Here is a 13,087-nt window from a genome sequence, read left to right as displayed (position 1 = left end):
AATCTCTGAAGTCCTTCAGGGGCCGCCGGGTGACCGGGGCCACCCTCAGGAACTTCTCGCTACATGCTCAAGGTCAGCGATTAACGTCGCTTGGCCATATCATTGATGAAGCGATCGAACAGCGGCGCCACATCGTTCGGACCAGGGCTGGCTTCAGGGTGACCCTGGAAGCTGAACGCGCTCTTGTCGGTACGCTCGATGCCTTGCAGGGTGCCGTCGAACAGCGATTTGTGGATCGCGCGAACGTTGCCTGGCAGGGTCGCTTCGTCTACCGCAAAACCGTGGTTCTGGCTGGTGATCATGACGACACCGGAATCCAGATCCTGAACCGGGTGGTTGGCACCGTGGTGACCGTGACCCATTTTCAGGGTCTTGGCGCCAGAGGCCAGGGCCAGCAGTTGGTGACCGAGGCAGATGCCGAACACCGGGATCTCGGTTTCAAGGATGTCCTTGATCGCCTGGATCGCGTAGTCGCAAGGCTCCGGGTCACCAGGGCCGTTGGACAGGAACACACCGTCCGGCTTGAGTGCCAGGACTTCGCTGGCCGGAGTTTGCGCCGGCACCACGGTCACGCGGCAGCCGCGCTCGACCAGCATGCGCAGGATGTTCAGCTTGACGCCGTAATCGTAAGCCACCACGTGATGCGGCAGCTCGGAAGCTTCGAGGGTCGCATGGCTGTCGGTTTTCAGATCCCAGACCGTCGAGCGCCATTCGTACTGCTCTTTGGTGCTGACGACTTTCGCCAGATCCATGCCTTTCAGGCCCGGGAAGCCGCGCGCCGCTGCAATTGCAGCTTCGTCGGAGATGTTGTCGCCAGCCATGATGCAGCCGTTCTGCGCGCCTTTTTCACGCAGGATGCGTGTCAGGCGGCGGGTGTCGATACCGGCGATTGCCACAACGTTGTTGGCTTTCAGGTAGTCGGACAGGGACATCGTGTTACGCCAGTTGCTCGCAACCAGTGGCAGGTCACGAATGACCAGACCTGCAGACCAGACGCGGTCGGACTCGGCATCTTGCGGCGTGGTGCCGGTGTTGCCGATGTGCGGGTAAGTCAGAGTAACGATCTGTTGGGCGTAGGAAGGATCGGTAAGGATTTCCTGATAGCCGGTCATGGCGGTGTTAAACACCACCTCACCAACGGTTTGACCGTCGGCTCCAATGGCTTCGCCGCGAAAAATGCTGCCATCAGCAAGGGCGAGTATGGCTGGCTTAGTCAAGAAGACCTCCCGTAAATAAAGCCTGAAAGGGCGATCGCAGGTTGTAAAAAAGCGGAGTGACGTATGGACACGTCACCCCGCTTCTTCACTGAATTATTCTGCGCGCTTTTAGTGGACACACTAAAGCTGTAGCTTACAGAAAAAGGCATTTTTGGTCTACCGCCAATGAGCCTTAAAGGCCGGGGAATGCGACAGGACGTCGCTTGGCGGGGTAAATCGGGTTCAAACGCTGCGTTTGAACCCGATTTCAGGTGCATCTTAACGCAGGTCGAGTACGTCTTGCATGTCGTAAAGACCCGGCTCACGACTATCCAGCCACAACGCTGCACGCACCGCGCCCTTGGCGAAGGTCATGCGACTGGACGCCTTATGAGTGATCTCCAGTCGCTCGCCCTCACAGGCGAACAGCACCGTATGATCACCGACCACATCACCACCACGAACGGTGGCGAAGCCGATGGTTTCGCGCTCGCGTACACCGGTGTGACCTTCGCGCCCATAGACCGCTACCTTCTGCAGATCACGATCCAGTGCGTTGGCGATCACCTCCCCCATACGCAAAGCCGTACCTGAAGGCGCATCGATCTTGTGTCGATGATGGGCTTCGATGATTTCGATATCCGCATCATCGCCGAGCACCCGAGCCGCCATATCAAGCAGTTTCAGCGACAGGTTCACGCCAACACTGAAATTGGCCGCGAATACGATCGGAATGTCCTTGCTCGCGTCAACCAGCAGCTGTTTTTCCGTGGCGCCTAATCCCGTGGTGCCGATCACCATAGCCTTGCCCGCCTTGCGGCAGAACGCCAGGTTTTTCAGCATGACCTCCGGGAGCGTGAAGTCGATCAACACATCGAACTCATCAGCCACCGCGTCCAGGTTACCGGACAATGGCACCCCGATACGCCCCAGCGATGCCAGCTCACCGGCATCCACGCCAATCAGCGTACTGCCGGGGCGCACGATTGCCGCCGTCAGACCAGTGAGTGGCGCGCGCTGCTGCACCGCTTCGACCAGGATCTTGCCCATGCGCCCGGCAGCGCCCATCACAGCTATACGTCGCATGCCTGACTCCTTAGAGATCGCCGAAGAAGCGCTTCACGCCTTCGAACCAACCAGTGGTTTTCGGTGAATGGCTGTTGTCGTCCGCCAAGGAGCTGCGGAACTCTTCCAGCAATTCGCGCTGACGACGCCCCAGATTGACCGGAGTCTCGACCACCACACTGCACATCAGGTCGCCCGCACCACCGCCACGAACCGGTGCCACGCCCTTGCCACGCACCCGGAATTGCTTGCCGGTCTGCGTGCCTTCAGGAATCTTCAGCCTGACCCGACCATCAAGGGTCGGAATCTCCAGCTCGCCACCCAGCGCCGCATCGACAAAGCTGATTGGCACTTCGCAGAACAAATGCTTACCGTCACGCTGGAAGATCGCGTGTTCGCGCACGTTGATCACCACGTACAGGTCGCCAGTCGGCCCACCTTGAGTACCCGCCTCGCCCTCGCCCGACAGACGAATGCGGTCGCCGGTATCAACGCCAGCCGGCACTTTCACCGAGAGGGTCTTGTACTCTTCGACACGGCCTTCGCCGTTGCAGGAGTTGCACGGGTCGGAAATGATCTTGCCCTGGCCATGGCACCGCGGGCAGGTTTGCTGCACCGAGAAGAAGCCTTGCTGCATGCGCACCTGGCCGATACCGCCGCAGGTCGGGCACGTGACCGGCGAAGAACCTTTCTTGGCACCCGAACCGTCGCATGGCTTGCAGTTGACCAGTGTCGGAACACGGATATTCACGGTCGTACCGCGCACCGCTTCTTCCAGGTTCAACTCCAGGGTGTAACGCAGGTCGCTGCCGCGCTGAGCGCCGCCACGGGAACCGCCGCGACCACCACCGAAGAAATCACTGAACACATCACCGAAAATATCGGAGAAGTTCTGACCACCAAAACCGGCACCGCCGCCGCCCATGCTTGGGTCGACACCGGCATGACCGTATTGGTCGTACGCCGCGCGCTTGCTGGAATCGGACAGCACTTCGTAGGCCTCGTTGGCCTCTTTGAATTTTTCTTCCGACGCTTTGTCGTCAGGATTACGGTCCGGGTGGTGCTTCATCGCCAAGCGACGGTAAGCCTTTTTCAGGTCCGCTTCGCTCGTGCCACGCTCAACACCCAACACTTCGTAATAGTCACGCTTTGCCATAAGTCTTTGCACTCTTAAGGACGTTCGGCAAACCCCTCCTGAGCTTCGCCAAACTCGTTGAGCCCCAATACAGGCCCGGACCCAACTCACGTCAATTCAACGATCCTGGTCTTTGATTCGATGCGGTACCTGTGGATCGGAAAGCAGGAGCATCCCCGTCCGCACCGCCAGCACACGAACGCTGTCGCATGCTGTAAAAATTCGTCTACTCCAGACACGCCAACGCGGGAGCAAGCTCCCGCGCGGCGACATCCTACCAGTCACCGCACAAAGGCAGTCAACCGGCCGACCAACAACTTACTTGTGGTCTTTAACTTCTTCGAACTCAGCGTCGACAACGTCGTCAGCCTTTTCAGCCTTCTCAGCGTGCGGTGCCGCACCTTCAGCTGGCTGGGCTTGCTCGGCGTACATCTTCTGCGCCACTGGAGCGGAGACTTTCGACAGCTCTTCAACCTTGGCTTCGATGGCAGCCTTGTCGTCGCCTTTAACGGCGGCTTCCAGAGCAACCACAGCCGCTTCGATTGCAGTCTTCTCTTCAGCAGTCACTTTATCGCCAGCGTCAGCGACCATTTTGCGCGTCGAGTGAACCAGCGCGTCGCCCTGGTTGCGGGCAGTCGCCAGCTCTTCGAACTTGCGATCTTCGTCGGCGTTGGTTTCAGCATCGCGAATCATCTGCTGAATTTCTTCCTCGGACAGACCGGAGTTGGCCTTGATCACGATCGACTGAGTCTTGCCGGTAGCCTTGTCTTTGGCGCCTACGTGCAGAATGCCGTTGGCGTCGATGTCGAAGGTCACTTCAATTTGTGGCACGCCACGTGGTGCTGGCGGAATCTCGGCCAGATCAAACTTGCCCAGGGACTTGTTCTGGGCAGCTTGCTTACGCTCGCCTTGCAGCACGTGAATGGTCACAGCGCCCTGGTTGTCATCAGCAGTCGAGAACACTTGCGATTTCTTGGTAGGAATCGTGGTGTTTTTCTCGATCAGCGCGGTCATCACGCCGCCCATGGTTTCGATACCCAGCGTCAGCGGGCTGACGTCGAGTAGCAGAACGTCTTTCACGTCACCGGCCAATACTGCGCCCTGGATAGCAGCGCCCATGGCAACCGCTTCGTCCGGGTTAACGTCTTTACGTGCTTCTTTACCGAAGAACTCGGTCACCAGCTTCTGAACCAGTGGCATACGGGTCTGACCGCCGACCAGGATCACGTCGTTGATCGCGCCAACTTCGATACCCGAGTCTTTCAATGCAATGCGGCAAGGCTCGATGGTGCGTTGAACCAGGTCTTCAACCAGCGCTTCCAGCTTGGCGCGGGAGATTTTCACGTTCAAGTGCTTGGGACCGGTCGCGTCTGCAGTGATGTACGGCAGGTTAACGTCGGTCTGCAGGCTCGAAGACAACTCGATCTTGGCTTTCTCAGCGGCTTCTTTCAGGCGCTGCATGGCCAGCGGGTCACCTTTGAGGTTCATGCCGCTTTCTTTCTTGAATTCGTCAACGAGGTAGTCGATCAGACGAATGTCGAAGTCTTCACCGCCGAGGAAGGTGTCGCCGTTGGTGGCCAACACTTCGAACTGGTGCTCGCCATCGACTTCGGCGATTTCGATTACGGAGACGTCGAAAGTACCGCCACCCAGGTCGTAAACGATCACGGTGTGATCGCCCTTGGCCTTGTCCATACCGTAAGCCAGAGCAGCTGCGGTTGGTTCGTTGATGATGCGTTTTACGTCCAGGCCAGCAATACGGCCGGCGTCTTTGGTCGCCTGACGCTGGCTGTCGTTGAAGTAGGCCGGAACGGTGATGACCGCTTCAGTCACGGTCTCGCCGAGGTAGTCTTCGGCGGTTTTCTTCATTTTCTTCAGGATTTCAGCCGAGATCTGTGGCGGCGACATTTTCTGGCCGTTCACTTCAACCCAGGCGTCATTGTTGTCAGCCTTGACGATCTTGTAAGGGACCATCTGGATGTCTTTCTGCACAACTTCTTCATCGAAGCGACGACCGATCAAACGCTTTACCGCGTACAGGGTGTTGTGCGGATTGGTCACTGCCTGACGCTTGGCCGACTGGCCAACCAGAATTTCGCCATCGTTGGCGTACGCGATGATCGACGGCGTGGTGCGCGCGCCTTCAGCGTTTTCGATAACTTTTACGTTGCCGTTTTCAAGAATAGAGACGCAGGAGTTGGTAGTCCCCAGGTCGATACCGATAATTTTACCCATGTTAACTCTCCCGAAACTTTGGATTTGGTTGCCGCAGTAGTGGTGGCTGACTGCGGTAGCACTTAAACGCTTGACATCTAAATGGGGGCCTTACGGCGGATTTCAAGCCTGTTCGTCAATCGAAGGCGAAACCGGCGCCGGAGCCTTGCTGACCACGACCATGGCCGGGCGCAGCAGGCGACCGTTAAGCATGTAGCCCTTCTGGAACACCTTCAGCACGCTGTTGGGTTCCATGTCGGCGCTTTCCTGCATGGCCATCGCTTGATGGTGTGCAGCATTGAACGGTTCGCCTTCAGGATCGATCGCTTCCAGCTGATAGCGCTTCAGGGTGTCCTGGAACATTTTCAGGGTCAGCTCGATGCCTTCGCGCATCGGGCGAATGCTTTCGTCGTCCGGGTTGGACAGCTCAAGGCCACGCTCCAGGCTGTCGATGATCGGCAGCAGGTCGTTGGCAAACTTCTCCAACGCGAATTTGTGAGCTTTTTCTACATCCTGCTCGGCGCGACGGCGGACGTTCTGCAGATCGGCAGCAACACGCAAAGACTGATCCTGCGCGCCAGCCAGTTGCTCTTCGAGCACTTGTACACGAGCCACCAGGTCTTCACCCGATGCTTCGGGAGCCTGATTGGCGTCTAGATTTTGCGTATCCAGCGTCTGTTCGTCAGCCATAGATTTCTCCTTTCAAAATCGTGCGCGAACTCGACTCGCGCTTCTGCCCCGGTATATGGGGTCGCAAATTCCAGGTTCAAGGGCTATCAGACCGCTGAACACCATTACCCTTACAAAAACAGCTGATTTAACATTCCAGCGGGTTTTAAAAAAATGTATTTGCCAAGCAAATCGAGCTAAACACGGGCATTGTCAGCCAGAAACAAAACACTGTATAAATAACCAGACTTAAAGCCTGGGAGCGGCCTCTATGCTGGTGCACCTGTCCGTACATAACTACGCCATCGTTGAACATCTCGATCTGGAACTCGATCGCGGGATGAGCGTGATCACTGGGGAAACCGGCGCCGGCAAGTCGATCATGCTCGACGCCCTGGGCCTGACCCTTGGCGATCGCGCCGACAGCGGCGTGGTTCGCCCAGGCGCGGAGAAGGCCGACATCCTGGCCACCTTCGACCTGGCCGATATTCCGGAAGCCAGTGCCTGGCTGGCCGAGCGCGACCTCGATACCGACGGCCCGTGCATCCTGCGCAGGGTGATCACCGCCGAAGGTCGCTCGCGTGGCTACATCAACGGCAGTCCCTGCCCGCTTGGCGACCTCAAAGCCCTCGGCGAACTGCTGATCGATATCCACAGCCAGCATGAACACCAATCGTTACTGAAAACCGACACGCACCGCCGGCTGCTCGACGAATACGCCGGCGCCACGGACCTCGCCCGCCAGGTGCAACTTGCCGCCCAGCGCTGGCGCCAGACCCGCCAGGAGCTGGAACGCCTCTCCAACTCCGGCGACGAGCAGCGCGCTCGCCACCAGTTGCTCAGCTACCAACTCGAAGAGCTGGAAAACCTGGGCCTGGGTGAGAGTGAGCTGGAGCAACTGGAGCAGGAACACAAAAACCTGACCAACGCCGAAACCTTACTGGGCATTTGCCGACAGGTCGTCGAGCAGTGCAGCGAAAGCGATTCCGGCAATGTGCTGAACGCCCTGACGGCCAGTCTCAATCGCCTGTCGAGCGTGAACAATTCGGTCGGCGCCCTGGGCGAAGCAACCAACCTGCTGACCAGCGCACAGATTCAGGTAGAAGAAGCCGTTGGTGAACTGAACCGTTTTCTCGACCACTTCGATGCCGATCCGGCACGCCTCCAGCAACTTGAAGAACGCCTGGACTCGATCTACACCCTGGCGCGCAAACACCGGATCCAGCCCACCGAAGTCGCAGAACTTCAGCAAAAACTGCTGGACGAAATCGAAACACTGAATGCCAACGACGAGTCCATCGAACGATTGAACGAAGAGCTGGGCGCATTCGCCCGGCACTACCAGGAAAAAGCCCGAGAGCTGAGCGATCTGCGCCATCAAGCCTCGACCAGCCTGGCCAATGCCGTCGAACAGGAAATTCAACGTCTGGGCATGCCCGGCGGCCGCTTCACCATTGAGCTACGCCCCAACACCAGCACCGAGCTGCTGCCCAACGGCCTCGAACAAGTGGAACTGCTGGTCAGCGCCAACCCAGGGCAACCGCTCAAGGCACTGGCCAAAGTCGCGTCGGGGGGCGAGCTGTCGCGAATCAGTCTGGCCATCCAGGTGATCACCGCACAAACCTCGCGAGTACCGACACTGGTGTTCGACGAAGTGGACGTCGGTATTGGTGGCCCGACTGCGGAAATTGTCGGGCAACTCTTGCGCCGCCTCGGAGAGCGCGGACAGGTGCTGACCGTCACGCACTTGCCGCAAGTGGCCTCCCAGGGTCATCAGCATCTATTTGTCCATAAGGTGCGCGGTGACGATGCCACGCACACCGCCGTGTCCAAACTGAGTAAAAATGAGCGGATTGAAGAAGTAGCACGAATGCTTGGAGGGATCGACCTGACCAAGGAATCCCTGGCCCACGCGAAAAAAATGGTCGTGACGGCAAAAATTTAAGCTCACCAGAAAGCACGAAGGCGACCCTCGGGTCGCCTTCGCTCGTTTCGCAGATCAAAAATCCGCGCGACATGCTTACTTTTTCTTGCGTACGTACAGCACCAGATTGTGATCAACCATCTCGAAGCCATACTTGTCGACGATTGCCTTCTGCAGTCGCTCGATTTCTTCGTCGAAGAATTCGATCACTTCACTGGTCTCGACGTTGACCATATGGTCGTGATGCTTGCCGTCGTCCAGTTCGAAGACCGCATGGCCTCCGTCGAAGTTGTGCCGCACCACAAGACCAGCTGCCTCGAACTGAGTCAGAACACGGTAAACCGTGGCCAGACCGACATCCTCACCAGCTTCCATCAGCGCCTTGTAAACATCTTCAGCACTCATGTGACGTTGCTCAGCGGAATCGAGCATTTGCAGAATTTTGACCCGTGGCAGGGTCACTTTGAGGCCGGCTTTGCGTAGTTCGCTATTTTCAACCATGGTCAGCTTTCTCGCGATGCTGCTTCGCAGCTTCTCTTAATGCGGGTATGATCGGCGTTTACGTTGTCCCAGCCAAGATAGTGGAAGTCGCCCACCGATGCAAAACACCAAGCTCTTGCTAACCAGTTTCACCTTTGTGGGACTGCTCGCACTCGCCGGTTGTTCATTCCCCGGGGTTTACAAAATCGACATCCAGCAGGGCAATGTCGTCACGCAGGACATGATAGACCAGTTACGCCCGGGAATGACCCGTCGGCAAGTACGGTTTATCATGGGCAACCCTCTGCTGACCGACACGTTCCACGCCGATCGCTGGGATTACTTGTATAGCCTGCAGCCGGGCGGCGGTGAACGCCAACAGGAACGCATCAGCGTTATTTTCAACCCTAACGACCAGCTTGTCAGCCTGTCGGGCGATTTTATGCCTGGCGTGAGTCGTGACGAAGCCATTCTCGGCAAGGACAGCGGCACGACCGTGACCGCCCCTGTTGAAAACGCCGAGAAGCCGAAGCCAGAGAAACCGGCAAAACCGGGCTCGCTGCTGGATCAGATCCAGAAGGACGTCGACAAAGTCGAAACCGTTCCGGTCCCGACGCCAGCACCGCTGGACACTGCGCCGCAATAAAATGCGACACAACAAAAAGCCCGGCATGCCGGGCTTTTTGTTGTCTGTCATTTGGGAAGTCTACAGATCACGGGCCTTGGCCTGCGCCGCAGCCTTGGCCGCACGAAGTCGGCGAACCTCTTTTGGATCCGCCAGCAACGCTCGATAGATCTCGATGCGGTCACCCGCCTGAACCTGGCGGTTCTCGGGATCGGCAATCACCTTGCCGAAAATCCCTACAGGGCAAGTCGTCAGGTCCAGTTCGGGAAACTGCTCGGCGATGCCTGATTCAGCCAGCGCCGCTCGCAAAGTAGTGCCTACAGGCACCGCCACCTTGAGCAACACCTGGCGATCGACAGCGGCATACACCACCTCGACTTCAATCACCGACTCAACCATGCAGCTGTTTGGCGCGTTGACAGAACGCGTCCACCAGCGTGTTCGCCGCCTGATTGAACAACGGCCCCAGGGTCGCCCGAACAATCGGCCCGGCATAATCGAACGACAGGTCCAGGCTGATCTTGCAGGCCTTCTCGCCCAACGGCTTGAATACCCAAACACCATGCAGCTGATTGAATGGACCCTCTTCGAGATTCATCTCGATCGACTGCCCAGGCACCAACGTATTGCGCGTCACGAAATGCTGGCTTAACCCGCCCTTGGCCACACCCACGCTAGCGCGCATGTGCTCGGCAGAGCTTTCCAGCACATGCGCCTCGGAACACCAGGGCAAGAATTCCGGATAGCGCGCCACGTCATTGACCAGGTCATAGAGCGCTTGCGCCGGATACGGCAACAGAGCCGAACGTTGAATATGTGTCGTCATGTCAGCGTCACTTCCACAGCTGGGCGGCAAACACTACAAGAATGCCGATTGGCGCCACATAGCGCATCAAGAACAAAGTCAGGGCAAACAATACAGGGCTGCGCATCGACAATTCGTCGCGTACCGCCTCACGGCCCATCACCCAACCTGCAAATACCACAAAGCACAATCCACCGAGCGGCAACATGATCCGCGAGGTGAAGAAATCGATCACGCCAAAAAAATCCAGACCGCCTTGCGCGCCCCATTGGTAGAGGTGAAACGCACCGCCATCATTCACGAAAAACCTGGCTTGCTTCCAGATATTGAAGGAAAACACCGTCCCCAAGCCAACAAACCAGCAACTGAACGCCAGCCAGAACGTCACCCAGCCACGACGGATTTTGGTCCGCTCAACCAGGTAGGCCACCATCGGCTCCAACAAGGAAATCGCCGAACTCCAGGCCGCAATCGCCACCAGTACGAAGAACACCACGCCCATCAACTGACCAAACGCTACGTTACCAAAGGCAAATGGCAGACTGACGAACATCAACCCCGGCCCTTCGCTCGGGTTCAAACCTGCCGCAAACACAATCGGAAACAACGCCAGACCGGCCAACAGCGAAACGAAAGTATCCAGCAGCGCGACACCAACAATAGTCCCGGAGATCGACGAGTGCTTGGGCATATAAGCACCGTAGATCATGATCGAACCGACGCCCACACTTAGAGAAAAGAATGCATGCCCCATGGCCGGCAGCAAGCCATCGAGCAACTTGTCCGGATTGAAGTCGAACATGAAATGCACACCATCCATGAAATGCCCGGTGGTCAGGCTATAGCCCAACAGAATCACCAGCATCACGAACAGCAGCGGCATCATGATCCGCAAGCTGCGCTCAAGCCCTGCGACCACGCCTTTGGCGATAACAGCTGCCGACAACAGCATGAAGAGGGTGTGCCACAACGTCAGACGCCAAGGGTCGGCAATCACTCCACCAAAATAGGCGCCGACCTGATCGGTCGTCACGCCCTGGAAGTCGCCGCGGCCCATGTCGATGATGTAATCCAGCGACCAGCCGCCCACCACGCTATAGAAAGACAGAATCAGCAATGCCGTGATCATCCCGGCAAACGCACCCCAGGACCATTTCGCAGAATGCCCTGCCTCAAGTGCCAGCACCTTCAAGGCATTCGCCGGACTTTGCCGGGCACGCCGACCGATCAGGGTTTCGGCCAACATCACCGGTACGCCGATCAGCGCGATACACGCCAGAAACACCAACACAAATGCGCCGCCGCCATAGACGCCGACCATATAGGGAAACTTCCAGATACTACCCAGCCCCACGGCTGAACCGGTCGCAGCGAGTATGAAAACCCAACGGCTAGCCCAACTACCGTGGACTGAAACCTTGTCTGACGACATCCTTAACACGCCCAACCGATCAAAAAAGAGGGCGCATTGTCCGGGATTCACTCAATGCGCTCAAGCACGCAGGTTCACCGTAGCCGACTCGCGCGCAACTCCCTATAATGCCGCCCCTATGGCTAAACAGAAGAAACACCCCGAAGGGACCATCGCGCAAAATAAAAAGGCGCGACACGATTACTTCATCGAACACCGGTTCGAGGCTGGCATGGTCCTGGCCGGCTGGGAAGTAAAGAGTCTGCGTGCAGGCAAGGCACAACTGGTCGACAGTTATGTGCTGCTCAAGGATGGCGAGGCCTGGCTGCTCGGCAGTCATATCACCCCGCTGACCACCGCCAGCACCCACGTCATTGCCGACCCGACGCGTACGCGCAAACTGCTGCTCAACCAGCGCGAGCTGGAGAAGCTGTTTGCCGCCGTGCAACAGAAAGGTTACGCCTGCGTCTGCCTGTCGTTGTACTGGAGCAAGCACTTGATCAAGTGCGAGATCGCTCTGGGCAAGGGCAAGAAGGAATACGACAAGCGTGATACCGAGCGCGAACGCGATGCCGGTCGCGAGCTGCAGCGCGCGGTGCGGAACAAGGGCAAGGAAGATTAATCTTCTTTTTGCTTGAGACCGCTTTCGCGAGCAAGCTCGCTCCCACACGATCTATGGATGCCGACATTTATGTGGCAGACCTGGAACCTGTGTGGGAGCGAGCTTGCTCGCGAAGACAATCGCACAAGCGATAAAGATTTAACTGACAAAACCCAACCTACATCCCCTTGCGCCGCTCCGCCCGAGCCATGCGCTGCATTTCCTGACGCACTTCTTCGAGCACTTCCTGCACATACAGAATGTGTCGGCTGGAGATTTCTCGCGCCTGCTCTGCGCGCCCTTCGATAATCGCCTGATACAAATCCCGGTGCTGACTGATCAGCATGTCGCGGGTTTCGGTGCGCTGTTTGTACATGCCGCCGATGTTGGTCACCACGTTGCGCTTGAGCAGATCGAACAGCCCGCGAATGGTGTGCAACAACACCGCGTTGTGGCTGGCTTCGGCGATGGCCAGGTGAAACTTCGCATCCGCCGCGCCCTCTTCCGCACGACTCGCTTGATCATGGCGCGAATAGCAGTCTTGCAACTCTTCGAATGCCGCAGTCAGTCGTTCGCGGTCAACATCCGTCGCGCGCAATGCAGCGTAATAGGCGCATGAAGCTTCCAGCGTATGGCGAAACTCCAGCAGATCACGCTGGGCTTCCGGGTTGCTTTCCAGCAGATGCAGCAGCGGATCGCTGAAGGTTGAACCAAGCGATTCAACCACATAGTTGCCGCCGCCCTGGCGACTGACCAGCAGCCCCTTGGCCGCCAGTTTCTGGATCGCCTCACGCAATGAAGGGCGCGATACACCGAACTGCTCAGCCAGAGCGCGCTCGGCCGGCAATCGCTCACCGGACTTCAGCGTGCCCTCAAGGATCATCCCCTCGAGCCGCTCGACAATATCGTCAGACAAACGGCGCTGACGAATCTGATCAAACCCCATAACTCATTCTCCACGA

General features: G+C 57.7%; 13 protein-coding genes. 3 read left to right on the top strand and 10 right to left on the bottom strand.

From position 1 onward, the window contains the following. Positions 1-80 precede the first annotated feature (80 nt). The 5 genes from carA to grpE all read right to left on the bottom strand — a co-directional run bounded on the left by carA (position 81) and on the right by grpE (position 6,300). Positions 81-1,217: a glutamine-hydrolyzing carbamoyl-phosphate synthase small subunit gene (carA, locus tag BK659_RS06080; protein ID WP_123424205.1), complete on the bottom strand. Its 1,137-nt coding sequence runs from the start codon at positions 1,215-1,217 to the stop codon at positions 81-83. Positions 1,218-1,475: 258 nt separating this feature from the next. Then, the gene (dapB, locus tag BK659_RS06075; protein ID WP_123424204.1) at positions 1,476-2,282 is read right to left on the bottom strand and encodes a 4-hydroxy-tetrahydrodipicolinate reductase; all 807 of its coding nucleotides are present in this window, start codon (positions 2,280-2,282) and stop codon (positions 1,476-1,478) included. Between the two features lie 10 nt (positions 2,283-2,292). Then, the gene (gene dnaJ / locus BK659_RS06070; RefSeq protein ID WP_123424203.1) at positions 2,293-3,417 is read right to left on the bottom strand and encodes a molecular chaperone DnaJ; all 1,125 of its coding nucleotides are present in this window, start codon (positions 3,415-3,417) and stop codon (positions 2,293-2,295) included. 297 nt (positions 3,418-3,714) lie between these two features. Then, entirely contained in the window at positions 3,715-5,631 is a 1,917-nt protein-coding gene (gene dnaK, locus BK659_RS06065) for a molecular chaperone DnaK (RefSeq protein ID WP_123424202.1), read from the bottom strand. Between the two features lie 102 nt (positions 5,632-5,733). Beyond that, entirely contained in the window at positions 5,734-6,300 is a 567-nt protein-coding gene (gene grpE, locus BK659_RS06060) for a nucleotide exchange factor GrpE (RefSeq protein WP_071551878.1), read from the bottom strand. A gap of 250 nt (positions 6,301-6,550) precedes the next feature. Here grpE and recN point away from each other — a divergent pair, with 250 nt between their 5' ends. Next, the gene (gene recN, locus BK659_RS06055) at positions 6,551-8,224 is read left to right on the top strand and encodes a DNA repair protein RecN (protein WP_123424201.1); all 1,674 of its coding nucleotides are present in this window, start codon (positions 6,551-6,553) and stop codon (positions 8,222-8,224) included. Between the two features lie 75 nt (positions 8,225-8,299). Here recN and fur read toward each other — a convergent pair whose 3' ends face one another. Then, positions 8,300-8,704, bottom strand: coding sequence for a ferric iron uptake transcriptional regulator (gene fur / locus BK659_RS06050; RefSeq protein WP_003197684.1), 405 nt, complete (start codon positions 8,702-8,704; stop codon positions 8,300-8,302). Positions 8,705-8,801: 97 nt separating this feature from the next. Here fur and BK659_RS06045 point away from each other — a divergent pair, with 97 nt between their 5' ends. Continuing rightward, positions 8,802-9,329, top strand: a complete 528-nt coding sequence (locus tag BK659_RS06045; protein WP_123424200.1) for an outer membrane protein assembly factor BamE — start codon at positions 8,802-8,804, stop codon at positions 9,327-9,329. A gap of 60 nt (positions 9,330-9,389) precedes the next feature. Here the strand turns inward: BK659_RS06045 and BK659_RS06040 are convergent, their stop codons facing one another. Genes BK659_RS06040 through BK659_RS06030 form a run of 3 tightly spaced genes read right to left on the bottom strand, consistent with a single transcriptional unit; the run spans position 9,390 to position 11,545 of the window. Beyond that, a complete protein-coding gene (locus BK659_RS06040; RefSeq protein ID WP_123424199.1) occupies positions 9,390-9,707 on the bottom strand; it encodes an RnfH family protein in 318 nt (105 codons plus the stop codon). Then, positions 9,700-10,134 (bottom strand): type II toxin-antitoxin system RatA family toxin, encoded by a 435-nt coding sequence (locus BK659_RS06035; RefSeq protein ID WP_123424198.1) that lies wholly within the window; start codon positions 10,132-10,134, stop codon positions 9,700-9,702. The genes BK659_RS06040 and BK659_RS06035 overlap by 8 nt, the downstream gene beginning before the upstream one ends. Positions 10,135-10,141: 7 nt before the next feature. Further along, positions 10,142-11,545 (bottom strand): sodium-dependent transporter, encoded by a 1,404-nt coding sequence (locus BK659_RS06030; RefSeq protein WP_123424197.1) that lies wholly within the window; start codon positions 11,543-11,545, stop codon positions 10,142-10,144. 118 nt (positions 11,546-11,663) lie between these two features. On the opposite strand from BK659_RS06030, the gene smpB reads away from it, so the two are divergent. Next, on the top strand, positions 11,664-12,146 hold the full coding sequence (gene smpB / locus BK659_RS06025) for an SsrA-binding protein SmpB (RefSeq protein WP_019691770.1): 483 nt from the start codon (positions 11,664-11,666) through the stop codon (positions 12,144-12,146). A gap of 157 nt (positions 12,147-12,303) precedes the next feature. Here smpB and BK659_RS06020 read toward each other — a convergent pair whose 3' ends face one another. Next, complete coding sequence (locus tag BK659_RS06020) at positions 12,304-13,071, bottom strand: FCD domain-containing protein (RefSeq protein WP_123424196.1); 768 nt, start codon at positions 13,069-13,071, stop codon at positions 12,304-12,306. Positions 13,072-13,087: the final 16 nt, after the last annotated feature.

The sequence above is a fragment of the Pseudomonas brassicacearum genome (assembly GCF_003732225.1).
GTDB lineage: Bacteria > Pseudomonadota > Gammaproteobacteria > Pseudomonadales > Pseudomonadaceae > Aquipseudomonas > Aquipseudomonas brassicacearum_E.
Note: the sequence above shows the minus strand (reverse complement) of the source record. Positions and strands in the feature narration are given on the sequence as shown.

What these genes read in the sequence shown, in the direction of transcription:
- dapB (WP_123424204.1), bottom strand. Translation starts at nt 2,282, where the DNA reads ATGCGACGTATAGCTGTGATGGGCGCTGCCGGGCGCATGGGCAAGATC.
- dnaJ (WP_123424203.1), bottom strand. Translation starts at nt 3,417, where the DNA reads ATGGCAAAGCGTGACTATTACGAAGTGTTGGGTGTTGAGCGTGGCACG.
- dnaK (WP_123424202.1), bottom strand. Translation starts at nt 5,631, where the DNA reads ATGGGTAAAATTATCGGTATCGACCTGGGGACTACCAACTCCTGCGTC.
- grpE (WP_071551878.1), bottom strand. Translation starts at nt 6,300, where the DNA reads ATGGCTGACGAACAGACGCTGGATACGCAAAATCTAGACGCCAATCAG.
- recN (WP_123424201.1), top strand. Translation starts at nt 6,551, where the DNA reads ATGCTGGTGCACCTGTCCGTACATAACTACGCCATCGTTGAACATCTC.
- fur (WP_003197684.1), bottom strand. Translation starts at nt 8,704, where the DNA reads ATGGTTGAAAATAGCGAACTACGCAAAGCCGGCCTCAAAGTGACCCTG.
- BK659_RS06045 (WP_123424200.1), top strand. Translation starts at nt 8,802, where the DNA reads ATGCAAAACACCAAGCTCTTGCTAACCAGTTTCACCTTTGTGGGACTG.
- BK659_RS06040 (WP_123424199.1), bottom strand. Translation starts at nt 9,707, where the DNA reads ATGGTTGAGTCGGTGATTGAAGTCGAGGTGGTGTATGCCGCTGTCGAT.
- BK659_RS06035 (WP_123424198.1), bottom strand. Translation starts at nt 10,134, where the DNA reads ATGACGACACATATTCAACGTTCGGCTCTGTTGCCGTATCCGGCGCAA.
- BK659_RS06030 (WP_123424197.1), bottom strand. Translation starts at nt 11,545, where the DNA reads ATGTCGTCAGACAAGGTTTCAGTCCACGGTAGTTGGGCTAGCCGTTGG.
- smpB (WP_019691770.1), top strand. Translation starts at nt 11,664, where the DNA reads ATGGCTAAACAGAAGAAACACCCCGAAGGGACCATCGCGCAAAATAAA.
- BK659_RS06020 (WP_123424196.1), bottom strand. Translation starts at nt 13,071, where the DNA reads ATGGGGTTTGATCAGATTCGTCAGCGCCGTTTGTCTGACGATATTGTC.